We start from the raw sequence: 20,567 nt of genomic DNA, 5'->3' as shown, positions 1-20,567 counted from the left end.
ACTTTGTGAAAACTGCGTACGTTTGTGTCATGGACACCGTCATCCAGACTGTCGATTTGCACAAGAACTTCGGGCGCGTCAAAGCGCTCGACGGCCTCGATCTCGAGGTCCACAAGGGCGAGATCCACGGCTTCCTCGGCCCGAACGGCGCGGGGAAGACCACCACGCTGCGCATCCTGCTCGGCCTGGCCCGGCCGTCGTCGGGCAGCGCGAGCGTCCTGGGCCTGCATCCCTGGGCAGACGCCGTCGAACTCCACCGACGCGTCGCGAGCATCCCGGGAGACGTGAGCCTCTGGCCCAACCTTTCGGGCGGAGAAGCCATCGACCTCCTTTCCCGCCTCCGTGACGGCGCTGTAGACCAAGCCACCTACAGGGAGCGCAAGCGTCACCTCTGCGAGCTCTTCGACTTCGACCCGGGCAAGAAGGGCCGCGCCTACTCGAAGGGAAACCGCCAGAAGGTCGCGCTCATTTCCGCCCTCGTCATGGACGCCGAGCTGTATCTCCTCGACGAGCCCACGAGCGGCCTTGACCCGCTCATGGAGGCCGTCTTCACGCGTGAGATCAGGCGGATCGTGCACGAGAACGGCGCCACAGTCCTGCTCTCAAGCCACATCCTCTCCGAGGTCGAGCAGCTCGCCGACCGCGTGAGCATCATCCGAGCCGGCCGGATCGTTGACGGAGGGACGCTCGACGCATTGCGCCACCTCACCCGCACGGAGATCTCGTTCGCCCAGGACAGCGTGGACACCCACGCGCTGGACACGCTGTCGCAGGTCCACGACCTCACCGTGGCCGACGGGCGCGTCAAGTTCGGCGCCGATTCCGATCGCGTCCACGAGGTCCTGCCGCTTCTGGGCAGCCTCGGGGTCAAAGGCCTCCTCGTCGCGCCGCCGTCGCTCGAAGAGCTCTTCCTGCGCCACTACGGCGACACGGTCGCCCCGCCTGCCCCGCAGGTAGCGGACGACGGCGGCACCCACCATCGGCGCCACCGCGCCGGGGCGGGAGCCTGAGATGGGCGCTCTGTGGATCCTGTACCGGCAGAGGTTACGCCGGGACCGCTGGCAGGTGATTGTGTGGGTGCTCTCGATCGGAGCCCTCGCGCTGTTCGCCGTCGCGGCCATAGCTAAAACCTTCGGCGACGACGCAACACGCGCGCAGGTGCTGCAGCTTGCGACCGCGGCTCCCGCGATCCTCGTGCTGCGCGGCCTCCCACGCGGTCCGGCGCTCGATTCGTTTACGTTCTTCGAAATCTTCTCATTCCTGGGCGTCCTTGCCGGACTCATGAATACGTTCATGGCCGTCCGGCACACCCGGGCGGAAGAGGAATCGGGCCGGGCCGAGCTCATTTCCGCGACGGCGGCCGGGCGATGGGCCCCGCTCGGCGCCACTGTCCTTCACGGCATCGTGGCCAACGCGCTCGTCGCCGTCGCGACGGCGCTCGGCTTCATGGCCGGAGGGCTTGACCCTGCCGGCTCGCTCGTGGCTGGCTTCGCGACGGGTGCCGTGGGCTTCGCCTTCCTCGGAGTGGGCCTGCTGGCCTCCGAGTTCTTCAGCACATCGCGGGGGGCCAACGGCATCTCGTCGGCCCTCGTGATGCTCGCGTACCTGCTGCGCGGCTTCGGGGACGCGACGGGACAGGTGAGTCCCGACGGGACGACCATGACGGCCGCGTGGCCGAGTTGGATCTCCCCCATCGGATGGGGCCAGCAAACCTTCGCCTACACGGGCAACCGTTGGTGGCCGTTGCTCCTTCCCCTCGCACTCTGGGCGGTGTGCACCGCCGTCGTCGTGGCTTTGATGGCGCGCCGTGACGTCGGGGCGAGCGTGCTCGCCGGGCGATCCGGACGCGCCGACGCCCGGCCCTGGCTGCGCGGGAGCTTCTCGCTCGCGCTGCGCCTCCAACAGGGAGCGATCATGGGCTGGTGCATCGGCGGCCTCGCGACGGGCCTCCTCACGGGCTCGCTCGGTTCCGCGATCCAGTCCTCGATCACCTCCAACCCCCAAATCACCGCCGTGCTCCGCGGCATGATCGAGGCACAGGGCACATCAATGACCCAGCTCCTCGTCGCAGCACTGTTCGAGGTAGCCGGAATACTTGCCGCGGCCTGCGGTCTCCAGGCCGTCCTTCGCCTCCGTCAGGAGGAGGTGGCCGGAACCGCCGAGCCCGTGGTGTCCGAGTCGGTGGGCCGGATACGCTGGCTGGGGAGCTTCCTTGGACTTGGTACCGTCTCTGTCGTGCTTGTCATGGCGTTCACCGCCCTCGGGGCCTGGGTCTCACTGGTCGCCTCCGGAGACACCTCCAACGCAGTCGGCGACGTCTGGCAGACCGCCGTCGACCAGCTTCCCGCAGCACTCATTTACCTTGCGCTGCCCGCCGCAGTGTTCGTTGTCTGGCCCCGCGCCACGATCCCTGCCGGGTGGGCGCTCCTGGGCGTCGGCGTCGTCCTCGGGATCTACGGCGGCATGCTCGGCCTCGACCAGACACTCCGGGACCTTTCGCCGTTTACCCACAGCCCCGTCACCACAAGCACCGGGACCGACTGGAGCGGCGGCTTCTGGATGCTCGGCATCGCCGCGGTCATCACGGCATTCTCGCTCGTGGCCGTCCGCCGCCGGGAGGTGGGCACAGCGTGACAGGTCCCGAGAGCAAGCGTATGCCCGACTCCGCCGAGACATCCGCAGCTGTCCTCACTGCCGCGGGCTTTCCCAAGATGCCGGCCCGGGCACTCATGGCGCTCGTGGTCTCCGACGACGGCTCGCTGACCGCTGCCGAGCTCTCAGAGATGCTGGGCGCGAGCGCGGCCGCAGTCTCCGGCGCCGTGCGGTACCTGCAGACTGTCGGCTTCGTCCACCGGGTCTCGCGACCTGGCAGCCGGCGCGACCGCTACGCCCTCCCGGACAACGCGTGGTACGTCGCCTCCTTACGGCAGAACCCCGTATACAACCGACTCGCCGATCTCGCCGACTCCACCGCGTCAAGCCTCCCTGAAGGATCAGCGGCAAGGGCAAGAGTGAAGGAGATGGGCGCCTTTTACCGGTTCCTCATGACCCGGCTGCCCGGCCTCCTCGATGAGTGGGAACACACACGGGCCAAAGACTAGGCTCCTCTGACTCCGCCCGATCCTCAAGCCTGAGGCGGATACGGCTGCGGCGGGTTCGGCGGATATGCCTGCACCAACCGGTCGAATCGCTGACCCCTGGGATTGGCCGGCAGGAGCACAAACACGAGCAGGGCAATCCATCCGAGCACCGGGATCAAGGCCAGCAACAAGAAGAACGCACTGAGATTTGCGTCGTGCAGGCGCCGTGCAGCCAAGGCGAGCGAAGGCATGATCGTCGCCAGGAACCAAAGGCCGCCAAGGGCCGTCGAGGTGCTGGTGTTGCCGCTCCCTGTCGCGCCAACCGCATTGATCACCCCGGAGACGATGGCCGAGGCGAGGACCCACCACCAATACTCACTACGGCTAGCCCGCCCGTGGAAGACTGTGTACTTCTTCCAGAACCGTTTGACGGCCTCGATCGGCGGGGCTCCATAGTGAGGCAGCTCAAGCGAGACTCCACCTTGGGGAAGATACTGAGGCTGATAGCTGGACATCATTCAAGCCCTTCCATGCAGACTATTCGGCACCCGCATGCTAGACCCAGTCGGCCCGTCAGAACAGAGCACAACGCCATGCATCGGACGAGTGACAGCGCCTAGTTCTGCGAGTGCGTTCCGTCCCTGGTCACGGTGGCAGCAAGAGCGTCACCTGCAGGACTTGCGGCCCTGCCTGGCTCGGCCAAACGAGCAGAAAATGGTGCCCACAGCACCCGCAAAGAGGGAGTCACATTTCATGGAAGGCGGACAGAGTCATGAAAAAACCAATCGTTGTCGGCGTGGTTGACACCAAGGCGAGCCATGCCTCGTTGGCTTGGGCGATGGACCGGGCGGCACGACGGAAACTCCCGGTGCAGCTCGTTCACGCGGTCGACAGTCGATGGCTCGACGAATCCGTCGGTTCCAATGAGGTGATCAGGGCCGCAGCGAACGAGCTGCTCAGTAAAACCGCAGCGTATGCGGGCGAATTGGAGCCGACGGTCCAGGTGAAAACCTTGCTGTTTTCCGGGAGCCCCGGGCAGGCGCTCAGGAAGCACTCCAAAGGAGCCTCGATGGTTGTGATCGGAACCGGGCACAACTGGCCTGGAGGACCCGTAGCTGACAGGACGCTGCAGATCGCCGCCGTCGCGCAGTGCCCTGTGGCAGTGGTCGGGGAACAGGACATGACCGGGCGCCGCGGCATCGTGGTCGGCGCTGACGGTTCCGAAGAATCAACGCAAGCGGTTTCCTTCGCGGCGGCCGAAGCGGACAAGGATAGCCAGGAGCTCGCAGTGGTTCACGCCGTCCTCGCTCCGCCGCTCATTCATCGCGCCATGCCGGCGGCCGACGTTGCCGAGACCATCTTGGAAGGAGAACGAATCGTCCTCGCCGAGACCGTCGCCGGTCTGGCCGAAAACTATCCCGACGTGGTTGTCCATCAGGTTCTGGTGTCCAACAACGAGCCGGCGGAAGCACTCGCGAACGCCGCCGCCGAAGCCAGGTTGCTGGTGCTGGGCAGCCGTGGAAGGGGTAGCTTTAAACGCCTCCTTCTGGGATCGACGGCCCACACGGTACTCAGGTCCCTGCCCTGCCCAACGATCATTACCCGGGTGCGGCGGGTGAAACATACGGCCTAAGCAGCCTGCCCAGTTAATACAATTTTGGCCAGGAGGTCACCGGACCGGCCAAACCGTTTGGACCTCGATCTTTCCCCGGACTCTTTGCATCCATCGCGCCCCATCAACTTGTTCACCGCTGACAGGGACCGGAGCGGTTCCCGTCGACACTCCCGGCGCGAGACGTATAGGCGATTCACGAATTCTCTGGGGCTGCTGGTTTTCTCAGCCTCCGTGTGCGATCACGCCAGGGACTGCCGGGTACCGCTCCGACGTAGAATCAGGCCATGGTGATCGAGGAACTGACGAACACAGACACCGGAACTTTTGCCTTCCGCACCTCGACAGGCTCCCTCTACCGGATCGCCCTCGGAGCCTCACGCGCCTGCCAGCGGACCAAGACCCAGAAGCCGCATACCGAACGGCAGGCGTGTCGGTTCTCAGGAGGGACACCCAGGAGATTCCCCTCCTGGGCATCGGGAAACTCAAAGTAGGCGAAAGGGCCATCCTTTTCCTGGACATCGTCGGTGACGGGATCACGGTCACAACGCGCGACACCAGCGAGGTCCTCAGCATCCACCTTCTCAAGAACCCCCGGTCAAACTAAGCCGCAACCAAGCAATCGCCTCGCGCTCATGCCAGATCGAAGGGGTGTCGTTTTGCTTCGGGACCTTGTGGGACTCCCAGTGAGACACTTCTGGCCGTAGAACAGGTGAATGGTTGACTCGCTAGGTGAAGGCCTCAGTATCGATCGAGCCATTCGACTGGATAGCCGAGCTCCTCAAGTGAGAGAAGGACGACTTCCGGGTAGAAGGAGTAGACGGTCCAGTCGAAGTAATTGTCGCCCTGGATCGCGATGCCGTCGGAAAACAATCCGCGCGCCCTGAAGACTCTTTTAACTTGTGACCGTTCCACTCGCCACGGGCCCACGAACCCGACCAAAACCAAACCGCGCCCGGAACTCCGGCTGCTCCCTCGTGGCTACAAGCTCGATTAAGTGCACCGTGGCATGGAACCGTTGATTGTTGAGTCCAATGACAACTCGGTATTTCTCATTGTCGGCAGGCTCCCCCGGGACGGTATCCGTGCCGCTGACCATATCCTGAGCTCAGGTCTGGGGGATGTGCCGGTAGGAAACGATCGCGAACATGCTGCCCACCACGAACCCGGTTACCGCCGCGATTGTCCCGGGGTCCGTCAAGGGCGGAAAGAGGCTGCAGAACGCATAGGCGAGTAGGCCCGAACTTATCAGCGCCGAGATACCGGTGACGACTGCACGCGTCTTGCGGCTCGCTGCCTCGGTCACCAGGAACCTGGCGCTGATCACAACGCCGGCAACAACCAGCCCAAGGATTGCCAGAACGATCACCTCGAGTACCAGGAACTACAGACCCCAGACGAGAGCATAAGCATTGAGTTGGCGGCCCCATGCGTAACTTCCGAGGTGAACTAAGGCTCCGACTGCGCCCAACGCGATACCAAGCCAGACCAGCCTGCGCGACGCTTTTCCGGTGCGCCACCACCCAGGTCGGGTGCTTTTCGCCATCATGCGACGCCGCCTGTCGAGGCTTTCCCCCTTGGGGTATCGGCTGTGCCCGAAAGACTTTCGGCCTCCTCTTTTGCAACCGGATGATCGCGAGGTCGAGGATCCGCCGGTCCGAGCCCAGGGCACTCCGATCCGAGTGCCCCGCACGCCACGGGCCGCCCTGATGTCCCTGGCGTGCCGATGCGGATAAATATCAGGAGGCCGCCTTGAGGCCGGATCTTGACCCCGCATGGTCCTTCGAAATCCTGAACCGCATGGCGGTGTGCTCCTACATGAAGTGCACGCCGACGAATGCCAGCGCTGCGATCAGACCCCAGGAGAGCATCGCTGCGATGATGGCCCTGCCACTGGTCTGGAGCAGGGACCGGACCTGCACTGACGACCCAAGCCCGTACAGGGCTGCGGCAAGAAGCAGGTCCTGGACCGTGCCGGCAACGTCGAGGACCACTGGCGGCAGGATCCCCAGCGTCCGCAGAACGATCATCGCCATGAACCCGGCCACGAAGAGCGGGATCAGCGGAGGAAGCTTGATGCCGGGATCCCCAGCGCCGTTTGCCGTCCGACGGCGGCGGAAGCGTCCCACCAGTGCGGCACCGGTGACCATCGGCGCAAGCATCAGCACACGGGTGAGCTTGATGATGAGCGCGACGGCGAGGGAAGCCGCGCCCGCCGTCTGCGCCGTTGCCACAACCTGCCCCACATCGTGGACGCTGGCTCCCACCCAGTAGCCGAACTGAACAGTGTCCAGGCCCAGGGGTCCCTTGAGCGCCGGGAGGGCCGCGATCGCCAGCGTTCCGCACAGGGTCACGAGGGCGATTGGGACAACGGTGTCGCGGTGATCCGTTTTGGTGACCCCGCTCATGGCCCCGATCGCGGAGGCGCCGCAGATGGAAAATCCTGTGGCAAGAAGCAGGGGCTGATCGCCCGGAAGTTTCAGTGCCTTGCCCAGCACCATCGTTCCCATGAACGTCAGCAAGACAATGCCGACCACGATCGCCAGCGTCTTCCAGCCCAGCGCGGCCACGTCGATCAGGCTGAGCTTGAGACCCAGCAGAACGATTCCCAGCCGCATGAACCGCCTGGCGGAAAGCACCAGCCCGGGCTGCAGGACCCCTTCCACGGCGGTACTGATCCCGGGGAGATTCGCGGAAAGAATTCCCAGCATGACCGACACCGTCAGGAAAGGCATCGCCGGTACCGTCGAATGGATCAGCCACGCGACGGCGACCGCGGCCGCTGCCGCCGTCAGTCCGGGCAGCCGCTTGCTCCGCGAGCCCCGGGGAAGCAGCGCACCCTGCCGTCCGTCCTTCAGGGGTGCGGCTATGTCTTGACTCATGCTTGTCTGCGATCCTCCCGGGGCCGGCATGCGCCAGGCTCTGGCTGGATCTCCTGGCTACTCATCTCCCAATTCTCGCTGGAGACCTGGTCCCGAGATAGCCGTCTTCTTTACATAGGGGTATATCAAAATAGCAACACCTATCGCCCTGTTATATGCTTAGCGCATGGCAAAGTGGCCGGATCTGGCCGTACTGGAACTAGTGGTTGGAGTGGACGATTACGGAAGCCTCAGCGCCGCCAGCCGACAGGCAGGCCTAGCTCAACCCAACGCGAGCCGATCGATCAGAGTGTTGGAGCGCCAGCTGGGCATGACCCTGCTGCAGCGCAGTCCAACAGGCTCCACACTCACCCCCCAAGGCACAGTCGTGGCCCACTGGGCGCGAAGAATCCTCGCCGAAACACGGCAGATGTTGCAGGCTACCGATTCCCTGCGCGCTGAGCGGCGGACCGCACTGACGGTAGCCGCGAGCATGACCGTCGCCGAGCACCTGGTGCCCAGTTGGCTTGGCACCTTTGGAAAGCTGCACCCCGAAGTGCGGATACACCTGCTTGTCCATAATTCCGCTCAGGTATTTGAGGATGTGACCAGCGGAGCCTGCGATATAGGTTTCGTGGAATCCCCCACCATCCCCCGCACCTTGCATAACCTCACCGTGGCCCGCGACGAACTCGTCGTCGTCGTCCATCCTAAACACCCGTGGACCCGGCGACGGCAACCCATCTCCATTGCCGAGCTAGCATCAACATCGCTGCTGGTCCGCGAACCGGGGTCAGGCACCCGGATCACGCTTGACCTTGCATTGGCCGAGTACACGCGTGCGGCTCCCTTGCTCGAACTTGGCAGCGCGGCCGCAATCCGTACAAGCGTTTTGGCCGGCATGGGTCCTTCAGTGATGAGCACCCTCGCAGTGGCAGACCAAGTAAAGACCGGAGAACTAAAGATCATCCCGGTCCAAGATCTTGTCCTCCACCGGGCTCTGCGTGCGGTGTGGAACGGCCCCCGTCAACTATCAGGCCCGGAGGCGGAGCTCGTGCGGCTCGTTCGCAGCCCGAGAACATCCCAAAACTAGACCTCACGACCAACGCCCGGCCGGGGAAAATCCGGGTCGTTTTTGGCTGTTGTGGCAGCGGCACGGTGGCCGCTCTTCCCTTAGCGGCGGAATTTGAAGGTCTGCGTCTGGCCGCCAAGTCCGGCAGTGTCTAGCGTGAGCGTTGAGCGGCCTTCGGTGTCAGTGCCGAGGATCGCCCCGGAGCCTTCCACCACGGTGGACCATGTTCCTTCGGGCAGCGTCAACGTGACGCTGGAAGCCTTCTGCGTAGGCTCGCTGACCGCCAGACTAAGCACATTTCCGTGCCTGGAGTAGACAACGCACGCGGGACCCGACGCACCAAGTTCCCCCGCTGTTCCGGCCCTCCAAAAGGTTGCTGCGGTGGTCTTTTCGGTCTTGAATTCCACGGACTGGGCTGTGGCATCGTTGCGGATCACCGTGTGGTTGTTGCCTTTTGCGATCTGCGTTGTTTGGGCGACTGATGCCCCTGGAGCCACAACGTAGGCGTAGCTGCCCGGTGTGCTGCCTACGCCGTGGTCGATATAGAGGGTGGCGAAGTTGCGCTGCTGGACGGTGGTGCTGCCGGCAAGGAGGTTGACCGCCGACCAGCTTCCGGAGCGGCTTTCGCGGAGGACCGTGAGCTGCGAGGCACCGAGGATCGCGTAGCCACCGAACCCTTCCAAGTGGACCCATCGATCGTCGTCCAGAACCACTGCGCTGCCGGCCGATTCGGCGATGGTGCCTGACGCCGTCGTGAGGGCGTTGATTCCTTGGTGGAGATTGCGGTGGTCCACAATGCTTTCCACGCGGGCACCGCTCCTGGTGCTGATGTCGGCGCCAAGGCATACGGCCACGTCCCCGCTGACGAACCAGGACTTCCTGGCCGACAAACCGGTGCCACCGGGACCCACCAGATGCTCTCCGACGGCGGCCACGTCGCCCAGGGCCGCGGAGCCCGTCCACTCGTTTGCGGGGCGAGCCGCGCCCCATTCGCCCTCCACTTTGTCCGGCAAGGGCGTGGTGTCCACGGTGGTGCCGGGCAGCCGGTTGTAGTTGGCGGTGGCCCAATAGGCGTCGTCGTATTGGCCCAGGTCAGCCGTGTAGAAATGTGTCATGCCGGAACCGGTATGGTACCCGCGGTTGTTTTCGCCGTTGCCGCATTCGTACCAGGCAATGCGGTTACTTGACATGGATAAGGACAGTGCCCAGCCGCTCCCGCGGTGGATGGTACGGTCCATGGCGGGGAAGAGCCGGTGCCCCGGGGCCTCCACGGCCGGCGCAACTCCCGTGGCCTGGAGTTCCTTGACCAGGGCGGTCCTGGGCACGCTGGCCCCTGCAAGAATCGGGCGGTAGGTGTTGCGGGTGATCCATCCGGCGCACAGGCCCCGCCATCTTCTGGCAGCGGCGTGATCCATGGCGCGTGCCAGGAGCAGGATGGCCTCAATCGCGGAAGCCCCGAGGTCGTAGCCGGTGTTGGCCTCTCGGCTGATTGTGCGGCCGCGCACGGCATCCGCCATGGCTCCGTTGATGATGAACGGCGCGTACGAACCCTCGACTGCGTCGAGGAAGATGCTGCGGCTTGGATCGGTGATTTCAAAGGCCGTGCCGCCAAGGAGCGCGAACAGCTTGGACAATCCAGTGAGCAGCACTACCCCATACGAACCTGTGTATGCGGTGGTGCTGTGCTGGATGAAGGAGCCGTCCCTGAAGAATCCGTCTCCGCTAGTGACGTATTGCCATACTTGGCTCAGGCCCTTGATGGCGTGCTGAAGCTTCGCGGTATCTTCCCCGGCCAAGGAGCGGATGATGATTGCCTGGCTAAGGTCGACGCGGTTGGCCCCCACGGACGTGACCTTGGCTCTTGGTGCCATGAACTGCTGCCATGGGTCCGGCACGAAGTGGTCGATGGCTGCGCAGTTGGCAGCGATCTCAGCGGCGGACAGTTCGCCGTGAATCAGGACCAACGTATCGGCCAAGGCCCTTGTCACACCGATTTCCCAGTTCCACCAGTTTTCGGATTCTACTTTCGTATCGTTGTAGGCAACGGCATGCGCGTCTGCCAGCCCCGCTTTGATGTCGGCGAGCACGGAGGCATCCCCGAACACTGTGGCTGTGGGTGTCGCCCAGGCGATGGCGAGCTGCTGCAGACGCTGGTAGGTGGCAACAATTTGGACGTCGTTGGCGAGCGACAGATCGGTGAAAACCGAGGTACGGCCTGCCGCCCGGTTGACCTTGGCCAGCGAAGCTGCGGCCTTGTTGTTCAGCGCGGTGATAGCCGTGGCGAAGTCTGAATCCCCCGCCTGGATCACCGTGCGGCCGGTGATCTGGTCTACCCAGCGGCTCCGCAGCGCGGCGAAGTCCGCGGCGCTCGGCTCTGACGCCGCCCAGGAATTTTGGGCAAACATGGAGCTGACCACGGCCGCGAGGGACAGTGTGCCTGCAGCCTGGAGTACCGTTCGGCGTGAGATCTGTGGTGACACGGAGTTGCTCCTAAGTATTTGTGGTGGACGTGCCTCGGCGCCCTGAACGCCGACGCACAAAATAGACGTGACTTGAAAACTAGGCGGTGATGCCGAGATCTTCGGCGCGGACGCGGAACTCGAGGGGGTAGCCCCGGGAAAGCCGGAGGGCTTCCTGGATGGTGCTGGCTGCCATGCGTTCCAGTTCGTTGCCCAGGGAACCGGCGATGTGCGGGGTCAGCAGCACATTTGGGTGCGTGTAGAAGCCGGAGTCCGGTGGCAGGACCCAAGGGCTGGTGACATCCAGCACGGCATAGAGGTCACCGCGCTCCACCCGCGCCAGCAAGGCGTCTTGGTCGACGAGGTCACCCCGGGAGGTGTTGATGAACGTGGCTCCGGGGCGGAGCCGATCGATCCGGCTGGCGTCAATGAGGTTCTTGGTGGAGGGAAGCGACGGCGCGTGGAGGGACACGACGTCGCTGCTCGCCACGAGCTCGTCCAAGGTGACGAGCTCGACGCCGAGCGCGGCCGCCTTGGCGGCGTCGAGGTAAGGGTCGGCCACCACGACGTCCAGCTCGTACGGAGCCAGCAGGCGGATGACGTGGCGCCCGATCTTGGAAGCACCGATGATCCCGACGCGCTTGCGGTAGTTGCCCATATCGGGGAAGAGCTGTTCCGGCAGGACCTCTGCCCGGGCGGTGTGCAGCGCGCGGGCGATCTGAAGGACGCGCTTGTTGGCCAGGACAATCATTGCCACGGTGTATTCCGCGACCGGAATAGCGTTGGCATCCGCAGCGGAACTGACCTGGACGCCGCGTTCCCAGCAGGCGTCCGCGACGTGGTGTTTCACGCTCCCGGCCGCGTGCAGGACGTAGCGCAGGCGCGGTGCCACATCCAGGACGGCGTCGTCAATCATGGGGCAGCCCCAGCCTGTGATGAGGATGTCCGCCTCCGCGAGCAGCGCCTTGCCTTCGGGTGCGTAAAAGTCCTGGATGGGTTCAAGGCTCAGGAGGTTCAGTTCAGGCTCGAGGGTGTCGAGGCTGCGTTCCGGGAACAGGGCCCGGTTGGTGTGGGCCGGCATGGCCAAGGCAACGTTGAGGGTCACTTGACGCTCCCTGCCGTCAGGCCGGACTTCCAGAATCGCTGCAGCATGATGAACGCGAGCAGCAGCGGCACGATGGACAGAAGGGACCCAGTGATTACGAGGGGTGTGAATTCCGGCTGCGGTACGGCGTAGCCCTGCCAGATGGAAATACCGACGCTGACCGGGAGCAGTTGCTGGTCCTGGAGCATCACCAACGGGAGCATGAAGTTGTTCCAGACGCCGACGAACTGGAACAGGGCGATGGTGATGTATCCGGGGAGCATCATGGGCAGGCCGAGTGAGAAGAAGGATCGGATGGCTCCGGCCCCATCCACACGCGCGGCTTCGAGCGTTTCGGCCGGGACGTAGGCCGCGGAGTAAACCCGGGCCAGGTAGACGCCGAAAGGGTTGCAGAGCACGGGGATGAGGACGGCCCAGATGGTGTTGGTGATCCCGAAGACCGATGCCAGCAGATACATGGGCAGGACGGTGGCGGTGTTCGGGATGAGGACGCCCACCAGAACGATACCGAAGAAGGAGTCCTTGCCGCGGAACTGGAACTTGTCGAACGCGTACCCGGCCATGACCGAGATGAGCCCGCCAAAGACGGCTCCGAAAGCCGCGTAGAACATGGAGTTCGCCATCCAGCGGAGGAACACGCCGCCGTCTTGGCTCAGGACCGCGACGACGTTGTCAAAGAAGGCCGGGTGCCCGAAAGCGTAGGCCGCCGTTCCGTAGAGGTCCGCGGTGTTTTTTGTGGAGGCGAAGAAGAGCCACAGCACCGGAAGCACCATGTAGGCGCAACCGAGGATCAGGAGTGCGTTCACGGTGAATGTGCTGGCGAACCCGACTCGGGCGGCCCGGCGTCGTTTCAAAGGTGAAGGCGCAAGCGCAGTTCGGGGCCGGGGGAAGGTGGTGGCGCTCATGCTTTGTTCATCCTTGAGCTGAAGCGGGTGACGGCCCAGGACAGCACGGCGGCCATGAGCGCAATGATGATGGAGGCGGCCGCGGCCTGGTTGAGGTTGTGCCGATTGAAGGCCGCGTCGTAGGCCCACATGTTCGGAACCCATGTGCTGGTGACGGACGCCGTGGCCTTGGAGATGATGGAGGGTTCGGTGAACAGCTGCAGCGTGCCGATCACGGTGAAGAGCATGATGACGCTGAGTGCGGGCAGGATCAGCGGCAGCTTGATGCTGAGGGCCGCACGGATTTCCCCGGCTCCGTCAACACGCGCGGCCTCCAGGACTTCCCGCGGAACCGCCTGCAGCGCCGTGAAGAGCACGATCACGTTGTAGCCCGTCCATTCCCACACGGCGATGTTCACGATCGACGGCAGGATCAGGTGGGCGTCCAGGAAGTTCAGCGAAATGCCGCCGGTTTCGAGGACGGAGACGATGGGACTGACTCCCGGCGTGTACATATAGGCCCAGATGAGCGCGGCGATGACGCCCGGCACGGCATGCGGCAGGAAGACGAACAGTTGGAACAGCTTTCGGGCCCGTGCGACGGCGGCATCCAGTAGGAGGGCGAACGCCACGGCGCCGCCTACCATGCAGGGAATGTACAGAGCGCAGTACAGCGCGAGGCGGCCGATGCCGCCCACGAAAGCCTCGGATTGCAGGACCTGCAGGTAGTTCTCGAGGCCGACAAATGCGGTCTTGGCCTCGCCGAAGCCCAGGCCGGACTTCTGCTGGGCGAAGAAGCTCAGCACGATCGAATAGATGACGGGTGCCACCATCGCCAATGCGAAGACGGCAAAGAACGGGGTAAGGAACAGGGCGGCGGTGCGGCCGCCGGTTCCGGAAAGGCCGCGCGGCTTGCGGATGGTGGAAGTGGGTGCGGCCGCAACGCGGCTGGCCGGTTTTGTGGGTGCTAGGTTCACCATAATGAATCTCCTCGCTGGCGGGGTGGCTTGCCATGAAGCCACCCCGCCGGACGGGCCTACTCCTTGACGGAGAGACCATTCTGCTTGAGTCCGCCCACCGTGGCAGTCTGCGCGATTTCGATGCCCTGCTTGACGGTGCCGCCGGTGGTCAGCTTGCCGAAAGCATCCTTCATGGCGGTGTTGGTGAGGTCCCAGTTCGGTCCCCACTGCCAGCCGCTCTTGACGGAGGCGAAGGCCTTGTCGAAGACGGCGTAGATGTCGTTGCCGAAGTAACTCGCGTCGAACGCGCCCTTCGCCACGGGAGTCAGTCCCGGGAACGCCAGGTAGGCCGAGCCGGCACTGCCGCGAGCCTTGACGGCGTCGGGGTTGGTGGTGAGGAACTCGATGAACTTCGCGGCAGCGGCGGGGTTCTTGCTGCCCTTGGGGATGTTGAAGCTGGAACCGCCCAGGAAACCGTTGGATGGGGTGCCCCAGTTCGGCACCTCGGCCGCGATCCACTGGCCAGCTTGGTTGTTTGCTTTCGTACGCGACTGCAGGCCAGGGGCACTCCAGCTCGCGCCGAGGACACCGACAACGGTGCTGCTGGCCAGATCGGCGGACCATTCGTCGCTGAAGGACTGTTCGACCTTGACGATCTTCTGGTCGATCAACTTCTGCCAGTAGTTGGCCACCTTCTGCGTGGCCTCATCCTTGACGCCGATCTTCCAGCTGTCGCCGTCGGTTGAGAACCACTTGGCACCGGCCTGCCAGGCCAGGCCCGCGGTGACGACCGGATCGTTCGGGTAGAAGCTGGCGAGGTAGGCATTCGGTGCCACTGCCTTGACCTTCTGGCCGGCCTTCTCGAAATCATCCCAGGTCTTGGGAATCTCAACGCCTGCTTTTTCCAGCAGGTCTTTGCGGTACCACATGACCATCGGTGTGGTGTCGTAGGGAAGGGCGTAGGTCTTCCCGCCGAGTTGCACCAGTCCGCGGGCTTGGTCCGAGAGCTTGTCCAGCGTGGCGGACTTGTCGATCAGTCCGTCCAGCGGCTGGAGTTGGCCGTTGCTGACGAACTCGGCCAGCTGCGGGTATTCGATGGTGGCCACGTCGGGACCGTTGCCTGCCGTGATGGCGGTGGACAGCTTGGCGTAACCCCCGCTGGCGCCGTTGGGGACGGTTTCGAAGTTGACCTTGATCTTGTTCTGGCTTGCGTTGAACGCTGCGGCGACCTTGTCCATGCCTGCGAGCGAGGACCAGAACGTGATGGTGCCGGCAGGGTCTTGAGCCGGGGTCGGGGTTGCGGACGGTGTGGTCCCGCAGGACGTGATGAGGGCGGCACTGGCCACGAGGCTGGCCGCTCCGAGCAGAAGCTGGCGACGCTTCATTCTGTTCTCCTTTGAAGTTCACGATGCGAAGTCGTGGTGTGCTTTGAAGCACTTAACTCCCAATGAAACGGTCAGCGAGTAAACATATCAACGGAATGAACAGAATTGAACACTAGAACCGGAGTGAGGTTGTCTTGGCTTCCGTCATCCGGCGGCCCCGACGTCAAGCGCCTGGCTCTGCGTGGAATCGCGGATGTTGAGACTGGGAGAAAGACTAAGTCGCTGCAGCGCCGACACACCCCGTCGTTGGGCCCCGATCCTGTTCAGGCACATCAGCAGCGCTTCATGTCCGACGTCGTATTTCGGCGGTGCCACGGCCGTGAGGGGAACGGCCCCGAGTGCCGCGATTTCGTCGTCGTACGCAATGATCGCCAAGTCCTCGGGGATGCGGACGCGGCGATCCTGGCAGGCGCTGGCAAACTGCAGCGCGTCCTCATCGCTGTGCACGATCGTGGCCGTCACGTGCGACTCGGCGCACCAGTCGAGGATCCCGTCCAACACCAGGCGGTGCGCCTGTGGATCGTTCAGCGCGCGGGACACGGGGCGCACCATGGTGGGGTCCTGCGGCGTCCCGGCCCGCCGCATGGCGAGGTGGTAGCCCTCGGTGACCTGCGAGGCCGTGGGAGTCTTCTCCCGAACGCACAGCGCAATCCTTCTGTGGCCGATGGACAGGAGATGGTTGACCGCAATCTCCGCCCCGCGCACATGGTCGCTGCGTACGGATTCCAGCCGGCTTTCGTCCAAAATATCCTCGATGGAGCGTTCGACGACGACCACCGGCACCGTGGCCTCAGCCAACAACGCGAGGGTTTCAGTCCCGGCCAATGAAACCTCGCTGGGCGTAACCAGGATGCCGTCAACGCCGTGCTCGAACAGACGGCGGAGCTGTCGTCGCTCTTCGGCGCCCGAGTAGTTGGAAACCCCCAGAACCAGCCGCACGCCCGCTTCATGCGCGGCGGCCTCAGCGCCCCGGATAACCCCCGGAAAATAGTACGACGCCGACGGGACGATCATGCCGATCGTCGCCAGCGGGCGGCTCCCGCCCGGCCGCCCCGACAACGGAGGAACGCCCCCAGGAGCCGAAGGTCCCCGGCGGATCATGCCGGTAGCGCCACGTCTGGCGCTTTCCATGGCGGACCCGGCAACCGGGACGGCACCACCTCGGACGCGTTGCAGAAGCCCCTGCTCCGCGAGCACCGCCAAATCACGACGGACCGTCATCCCTGACGTTCCCATTCTTGCCGCGAAATCCTCAACGCTCAGGGAGCCATGAAAAGCCAACTCCTTCAGAATCTGCAGGTGCCGGTCCTCGGGCAGCATGAGCGTCTCCCATCAAGTTCACTTGTGTTTGATTTGTTCAGTATGAACTAGAGCGGACGCGGGCTTCGAAAGTCAAGGAGAAGAAGGACCGCAAACCTCGGTCGCGGGATGTGTGCATTGTTGTTCAAATGACCTACCAATGCTTGACCCCAGGTTCCTCAGGGACTTCTCCTTGAATCAAGGCACTTTCATCGGAGGAGAAGAATTGATAGTGAAGTGGGCGAAAAGCTCAGCGGCGGCCGCCTTGTTGGTGAGAACTTCGTGAAGGCGAAGGTTGCGTTTTCTACGCTCGGCTGCCCTGAAGCGTCTCTCCAGGAGATTCTGGACATTGCGGCCACCTACGGGGTTCAAGGGCTCGAACTCCGTTCCATGGCAGGACAAGCAGTGCATCCTGGCTTATCCCGTGAAGAGCGCGGCTGGATCCGTAGGCGGATCGACGCGGCAGGGTTGCACGTCGTCTGCGTAGCTACGTACGTACGTGTAGGCAATCCGGGGCAGAGCGACGACCACGTACTCGGCGAGCTTGAGGCTCAGATGCTTCTCGCTCGTGACTTGGGAGCGGCAGGGGTCCGCGTTTTTCCGGGCGGAGCTGGCCCGGATTCGGATGCCCGCATCGCAAGGCGGCTCGCGGCGGCCACCCGCTCCGCACCTGATATCCGAATTTATCTAGAAACGCATGACTCGCATCCTCGAGGAAGCGACGTCCGGCGGGTCATGACCCTTTTGGAAGAGATATGCCCCGGTCATGGCGTCCAAATCATCTGGGACGTTCTCCACCCGGCCACTGCCGGTGAGCTGCCCGCGACGACGTTCGAAGCCATCGGCCCGTGGTTTGGCTATGCGCAACTCAAAGATGCCAACCTGGACGGACGGTTACGGCTCCTCGGTGAGGGCGATATTCCGCTGCACGAAATCCTCGCTCTCCTCGAAGACCGAACCGAGTGGCTTTCATTGGAGTGGGAGCGCCCGTGGCATCCCGAGCTCCCGGAACTGGCCGTGGCCTTGGCCGGAATGAGGCAGTGGTTTGAAAAACTGACGGGGCCTCAAGCAAAAGGGCACTTCGTGCATCCGCTGGAGGATGACCGGAACATGGGTTGACCCGACATAGCTGTCAAAGCCCGGGCCCGCTTCGTGGTCCGCCAGCCGCGTCCGGCAGCGAGCCCAATGCCACCAACGCGCCGGAACATGCCACGATTGAAAACCGACAATTAATCTGTTCTTGACAAATAAAATGTTCGGTAGAAAACTGAGACCAGAGGCTGCAGGCGGCCACCCCACCACTCGACAAGGAGACCGACATGTCCAGAACCACCTCGATCGCACCCAGTGACCAGCCAGTCACGACGAGCCGTCGCGCGCTGTGGCTGCCGGGTCGCAGCATCATCGGCTAACCAGCCTCCTCAGCTGACCCTCACTCAGCCCACCAAGACCTCGCCGCGACCACAGCTAGAGCGGCGAGTATGACAACCGATCACAACACACCAAAGGAAAGCGTCATGCGCACTCTGATCAGCACCGCATTTATCTCCCTCGACGGCATCGTGGACAGCCCGGGCGGCGAACCCGGCTACCGCAATTCCGGATGGACCTTCAAGGACATCGAATTCGTCCCCGAGGCATTCGAGATCAAAGAGCGGGAGCAACGGGAATCCACCGCGATCCTGATGGGCAGGGTCAGCTACGAGGCATTCAGTCCTGTATGGCCGGACATGATCGAGTTCGCACACTACAAGACCATGCCGAAATACGTCGTCTCCACGACCCTCACCGACGACCAACTCGTCTCCAACTGGGGCGAGACGACCATCCTGCGCTCACTCGAGGAGGTCGCCGCCCTCAAAGAGACCGAGGGCGGCCCGATCATCATCCACGGCAGCGCACAGCTGAACAACGGCCTCTCGGACGCCGGACTCATCGACCGCTACCACCTCCTCGTTTTCCCGCTGCTCCTCGGCGCCGGCAAGAAACTGTTCAGCACCACTGACAAGGACACCCAGAGGCTGAAGCTCATCGAGCACGACGCCTACAGCAACGGCCTGCAGAAACAGGTCTTCAACGTCATCCGCTAAGAGAACTCCGGTTATCTAGAGACCACCTTGGCGCCACCGTCCAGATCCTGCTCGGACGCTATCTGTCCAGGAGGTAGCGGCCATGCAGGATCTCACACCTCTTGACGCTGGACATCCGGCACCATCTCCCACAGCAAATCCTTGCGCCCACCTGACCACCGAGCAGGCCGCATCTCGACCAATAATCCGGGCCAGTCCGGCCCGATCCGACGGCAAAGTGCGCACTTGTGCACGCCTGTTCGACGACCCGTAGCAATGGCTGATGGGCGCCCCTTTCACAAGTAATGACAAGCCCGAGGCGTCACTACATCCCGTAGGCTCGGCGGGTTTATCGCCAGAAACTACGGCTTCAAGCCCCGGAGTCGACAGCGTTGAGCCTGGTGTCTTGGCCGTGAAGCACGTTCAGGCGGTAGTCTCGGGGGCTGTAGGCGTATGCATCTTTGAAAATGCGGGAAAAGTGCGCAGGGTTATAGAAGCCCCAACGTTCAGCCACTGCCCGAATAGATTCTGCTTGTCCGAGGGGGTCAGCGAGATCACGACGGCACATTTCCAACCGGCGTTCACGCATCCATGTCGAGACAGTTGTCCCTTGCTCTCGGAAGAGCACCTGAAGATGTCGGGTTGAAATAAAGTGGGCGGATGCGATCTGGTCTAGTCCTAGCTCCGGGTCAGAGAGTTGGGAGATGATGTAGTCCCGGATCCGCATCGTCAATTCCAGATGGGCATCGGAGCGGTGCGGTACTACGACTCCTAGCTTCTCTGAGAATGCCGCCGAAACTAGCTCCACCAGGGAGTGCGCCATGCTCAGGCCCAGGCTGCTTTGAAACGCCTCCAAGTTATCGGCGACACCGACCAGGAAGTGCGCGACGATGGCTCCTAGACCATTTTGACCCGAGATTCCCAGGCCTGCGATCTCCGCGAGTGCCCGGGGCGGCAAGTTGATCAGCTGTTGTGGGAACATGACCACAAGAGTTTGTGAATCGTCCGGAAATGTCCTCCGGTACGGGAACGTGGAGTCGTAAACGGCGAAGTCATTCGGCTGCAGTGTTGCCGTGTTTCGGTTTTGTTCGATGGTGCTGGTGCCCTTCAGTTGAAGGGAGATTGAGTAAAAGGGGTCCGCGTTTCCTTGCGCAAGGCGGCGTGTGCGTTCGAGCCTGTGCCTGGTTGCAGTGATGTTGAAGAGCCGGATCCCGTTAACTGTGATGCCTTGGATCGTGGCGTGGAAGCCGTCCACATCGTCGGTGTCAATGGTTAGTGGGAGCAGCCTGGACGCCACCGTCTGTCGCCATTCGTTGAGATCACGGATTTCGCTGCTGGTGATCTTTGCTGCTGCCAATTTGGGTTCTTTCGTATCGGGACAGTAACTGACTATTACTCCCAACGGAGTCTTGATTCGATAGAGGCCACATGGAGCGGACCAATGCATTCTACGGGTTTCGCTGGTTCCTAGGCCGGTCCGGCGAAATCGCGGATACCGCGACGAAGAACACCGCCGTTCTTGGGGTTCGTTGGCGCAACCGCGAACCTTGGTCCAGGATTCTTCCGGCATGCACCCGATCAGTTCCGGTTGCCATCCCCTTGGATGTTTGCGAATCGCCCCCAAGGCGTTTCCGAGAACGCCGAAGAAACCTTCACGTGTTCAACAAATGTCATGCAAGGTTGCTCAAGGCCTGCGTCTACGTTCACTCCGGACAGCGCTTCTCTTTCGGTCCGTCCCGATCGAAGGAGGGGCGCGAAGAACGCGGCGAGTTCCGCCGTCGC

The 20,567-nt window shown here is 63.2% G+C and carries 20 protein-coding genes; 8 read left to right on the top strand and 12 right to left on the bottom strand.

Annotation, left to right across the window (positions count from 1 at the left end; genetic code table 11):
* Window positions 1-29: 29 nt before the first annotated feature.
* Genes QRN52_RS10070 through QRN52_RS10060 form a run of 3 tightly spaced genes read left to right on the top strand, consistent with a single transcriptional unit; the run spans window position 30 to window position 3,101 of the window.
* On the top strand, window positions 30-1,010 hold the full coding sequence (locus QRN52_RS10070; protein ID WP_284752594.1) for an ABC transporter ATP-binding protein: 981 nt from the start codon (window positions 30-32) through the stop codon (window positions 1,008-1,010).
* A gap of 1 nt (window position 1,011) precedes the next feature.
* Entirely contained in the window at window positions 1,012-2,634 is a 1,623-nt protein-coding gene (locus tag QRN52_RS10065; RefSeq protein ID WP_284752593.1) for an ABC transporter permease, read from the top strand.
* Window positions 2,631-3,101: a GbsR/MarR family transcriptional regulator gene (locus QRN52_RS10060; RefSeq protein ID WP_284752592.1), complete on the top strand. Its 471-nt coding sequence runs from the start codon at window positions 2,631-2,633 to the stop codon at window positions 3,099-3,101. The genes QRN52_RS10065 and QRN52_RS10060 overlap by 4 nt, the downstream gene beginning before the upstream one ends.
* Window positions 3,102-3,124: 23 nt before the next feature.
* On the opposite strand, the gene QRN52_RS10055 is transcribed toward QRN52_RS10060, so the two are convergent.
* Window positions 3,125-3,598 (bottom strand): DUF805 domain-containing protein, encoded by a 474-nt coding sequence (locus tag QRN52_RS10055; RefSeq protein ID WP_284752591.1) that lies wholly within the window; start codon window positions 3,596-3,598, stop codon window positions 3,125-3,127.
* A gap of 254 nt (window positions 3,599-3,852) precedes the next feature.
* Between QRN52_RS10055 and QRN52_RS10050 the strand changes: the two genes are divergently transcribed.
* Window positions 3,853-4,713: a universal stress protein gene (locus tag QRN52_RS10050; protein WP_284752590.1), complete on the top strand. Its 861-nt coding sequence runs from the start codon at window positions 3,853-3,855 to the stop codon at window positions 4,711-4,713.
* 409 nt (window positions 4,714-5,122) lie between these two features.
* Entirely contained in the window at window positions 5,123-5,299 is a 177-nt protein-coding gene (locus QRN52_RS10045; protein ID WP_284752589.1) for a hypothetical protein, read from the top strand.
* Between the two features lie 134 nt (window positions 5,300-5,433).
* On the opposite strand, the gene QRN52_RS10040 is transcribed toward QRN52_RS10045, so the two are convergent.
* The 3 genes from QRN52_RS10040 to QRN52_RS10030 all read right to left on the bottom strand — a co-directional run bounded on the left by QRN52_RS10040 (window position 5,434) and on the right by QRN52_RS10030 (window position 7,574).
* On the bottom strand, window positions 5,434-5,565 hold the full coding sequence (locus QRN52_RS10040; RefSeq protein WP_284752588.1) for a hypothetical protein: 132 nt from the start codon (window positions 5,563-5,565) through the stop codon (window positions 5,434-5,436).
* A gap of 235 nt (window positions 5,566-5,800) precedes the next feature.
* On the bottom strand, window positions 5,801-6,061 hold the full coding sequence (locus QRN52_RS10035) for a hypothetical protein (protein WP_284752587.1): 261 nt from the start codon (window positions 6,059-6,061) through the stop codon (window positions 5,801-5,803).
* Window positions 6,062-6,506: 445 nt separating this feature from the next.
* The gene (locus QRN52_RS10030) at window positions 6,507-7,574 is read right to left on the bottom strand and encodes a YeiH family protein (RefSeq protein ID WP_284752586.1); all 1,068 of its coding nucleotides are present in this window, start codon (window positions 7,572-7,574) and stop codon (window positions 6,507-6,509) included.
* A 166-nt stretch (window positions 7,575-7,740) separates the two neighbouring features.
* On the opposite strand from QRN52_RS10030, the gene QRN52_RS10025 reads away from it, so the two are divergent.
* Window positions 7,741-8,646 carry a LysR family transcriptional regulator gene (locus tag QRN52_RS10025; protein ID WP_284752585.1) on the top strand — a complete coding sequence of 302 codons (906 nt, stop codon included), beginning with the start codon at window positions 7,741-7,743 and terminating at the stop codon, window positions 8,644-8,646.
* Window positions 8,647-8,726: 80 nt separating this feature from the next.
* Here the strand turns inward: QRN52_RS10025 and QRN52_RS10020 are convergent, their stop codons facing one another.
* From QRN52_RS10020 to QRN52_RS09995, 6 genes are all read right to left on the bottom strand, one after another.
* The gene (locus tag QRN52_RS10020) at window positions 8,727-11,105 is read right to left on the bottom strand and encodes a polysaccharide lyase 8 family protein (protein WP_284752584.1); all 2,379 of its coding nucleotides are present in this window, start codon (window positions 11,103-11,105) and stop codon (window positions 8,727-8,729) included.
* Window positions 11,106-11,184: 79 nt separating this feature from the next.
* A complete protein-coding gene (locus QRN52_RS10015) occupies window positions 11,185-12,189 on the bottom strand; it encodes a hydroxyacid dehydrogenase (protein ID WP_284752583.1) in 1,005 nt (334 codons plus the stop codon).
* Window positions 12,186-13,094: a carbohydrate ABC transporter permease gene (locus tag QRN52_RS10010; RefSeq protein ID WP_284752582.1), complete on the bottom strand. Its 909-nt coding sequence runs from the start codon at window positions 13,092-13,094 to the stop codon at window positions 12,186-12,188. Before QRN52_RS10010 ends, QRN52_RS10015 begins: the two co-directional genes overlap by 4 nt.
* Window positions 13,091-14,053, bottom strand: coding sequence for a carbohydrate ABC transporter permease (locus tag QRN52_RS10005; RefSeq protein ID WP_284752581.1), 963 nt, complete (start codon window positions 14,051-14,053; stop codon window positions 13,091-13,093). Before QRN52_RS10005 ends, QRN52_RS10010 begins: the two co-directional genes overlap by 4 nt.
* 56 nt (window positions 14,054-14,109) lie before the next feature.
* Window positions 14,110-15,417, bottom strand: coding sequence for an ABC transporter substrate-binding protein (locus QRN52_RS10000; protein WP_284752580.1), 1,308 nt, complete (start codon window positions 15,415-15,417; stop codon window positions 14,110-14,112).
* Between the two features lie 144 nt (window positions 15,418-15,561).
* Complete coding sequence (locus tag QRN52_RS09995) at window positions 15,562-16,737, bottom strand: substrate-binding domain-containing protein (RefSeq protein WP_284752579.1); 1,176 nt, start codon at window positions 16,735-16,737, stop codon at window positions 15,562-15,564.
* Window positions 16,738-16,953: 216 nt separating this feature from the next.
* On the opposite strand from QRN52_RS09995, the gene QRN52_RS09990 reads away from it, so the two are divergent.
* Window positions 16,954-17,835, top strand: coding sequence for a sugar phosphate isomerase/epimerase family protein (locus tag QRN52_RS09990; RefSeq protein ID WP_284752578.1), 882 nt, complete (start codon window positions 16,954-16,956; stop codon window positions 17,833-17,835).
* 398 nt (window positions 17,836-18,233) lie between these two features.
* Entirely contained in the window at window positions 18,234-18,806 is a 573-nt protein-coding gene (locus tag QRN52_RS09985) for a dihydrofolate reductase family protein (RefSeq protein ID WP_284752577.1), read from the top strand.
* 349 nt (window positions 18,807-19,155) lie between these two features.
* On the opposite strand, the gene QRN52_RS09980 is transcribed toward QRN52_RS09985, so the two are convergent.
* Window positions 19,156-20,142, bottom strand: coding sequence for an AraC-like ligand-binding domain-containing protein (locus tag QRN52_RS09980; protein ID WP_284752576.1), 987 nt, complete (start codon window positions 20,140-20,142; stop codon window positions 19,156-19,158).
* Window positions 20,143-20,363: 221 nt separating this feature from the next.
* On the bottom strand, window positions 20,364-20,567 hold a 204-nt coding region (locus tag QRN52_RS09975; protein ID WP_284752575.1), incomplete at its 5' end, for a hypothetical protein.

Origin of the sequence: Arthrobacter sp. efr-133-R2A-120 (assembly GCF_030209835.1) — a bacterium.
Taxonomy (GTDB): domain Bacteria; phylum Actinomycetota; class Actinomycetes; order Actinomycetales; family Micrococcaceae; genus Arthrobacter.
Note: the sequence above shows the minus strand (reverse complement) of the source record. Positions and strands in the feature narration are given on the sequence as shown.